The sequence below is a fragment of the Pseudomonas arcuscaelestis genome (genome assembly GCF_016881005.1).
GTDB lineage: Bacteria > Pseudomonadota > Gammaproteobacteria > Pseudomonadales > Pseudomonadaceae > Aquipseudomonas > Aquipseudomonas arcuscaelestis.
The window spans coordinates 1-1,229 of record NZ_JACOPV010000056.1 but is presented as its reverse complement, the minus strand read 5'-3'; the positions used below and the strand labels follow the sequence as shown (position 1 = coordinate 1,229).

Sequence of the window (1,229 nt, the reverse complement as noted above, 5' to 3'; positions counted from 1 at the left end):
TAAATACCTGCTGGAACAACTGGTGCCGCTGATGCACGACTTCACCGTGACGGTGGAAGTGGGCGTCAGCCAACAGAACATTCCATACCCGTATGTGGTGGAGCAGGGCGACGAACTGGCCGGCTCCGGCGTGACCGCCGCCACCCTGGCCCGCGTATTCCCGAGCACCGACCTGTCGGCCGCCACCGATGGCATCGCCGATGGCCTGTACGACTGGGAAAACACCGACCCGCTGCCCCTGGCATTGTTTGATGCCGCTCGTGTGGACTTCTCCCTGCGCCGCCTGGTGCACTACACCGGCAGCGACTGGCGCCATGTGCAGCCGTGGATTCTGCTGACCAACTACCACCGTTATGTCGACCAGTTCATCCTGCATGGCCTTGAACAACTGCGCAGCGACCCGCGCTTTATCCGCATGGTGCTGCCGGGCAACGTGGTGATCGACAAGAGCATGGACCACGGCGAAGCGTCGGCCATTGCCGCAGGCGTGGTGTGGCATCGTTACCAGATGCCGGCGTATCACTTGCAAGCCACCGACGGCCACGGCGTGACGCTGGTAAACATTGGCGTCGGCCCGTCCAACGCCAAGAACATCACCGACCACCTGGCCGTGCTGCGTCCGCATTGCTGGTTGATGATTGGCCACTGCGGCGGCCTGCGCCAATCCCAGACCATCGGCGACTACGTACTGGCCCACGCCTATATGCGCCGCGACGGGATTCTCGACCGCGTGGTGCCGCCGAACATCCCGATCCCGGCCCTGGCGGAAGTGCAGATGGCGCTCCAGCAAGCGGCGGCCAACGTCACCGGCGAAAAAGGCGAAGAGCTGAAAAAGCGCCTGCGCACCGGCACCGTGCTGACCTACGACGACCGCAACTGGGAGCTGCGCTGGGCCCAGGAACGACCGCTGATCAACCTCTCTCGCGCCGTGGCCGTGGACATGGAAAGCGGCACCATCGCGGCCCAAGGTTATCGACTGCGCGTGCCGTATGGCACCTTGTTGTGTGTGTCGGACAAACCGCTGCACAGCGAAATCAAGCTGCCCGGCTCGGCTAACGCGTTCTATGAGCGTGCGGTCAGCCAGCACTTGAAGATCGGCATCGAGGCAGTGGATCTGTTGCGCACCGAGCTCAACTCGCTGCACTCGCGCAAACTGCGCAGCTTCGACGAGCCGCCGTTCCGCTAAGCGGTTGGGATGGTTATTTAACGGTCAGGCCACTAGCATTGTC

The 1,229-nt window shown here is 63.1% G+C and carries 1 protein-coding gene; it reads left to right on the top strand.

The features are described 5' to 3' along the window. Positions 1–1,186: AMP nucleosidase (amn, locus tag H8F21_RS29185; protein WP_203585833.1), on the top strand; the 1,186-nt coding region annotated here is incomplete at its 5' end. Positions 1,187–1,229: the final 43 nt, after the last annotated feature.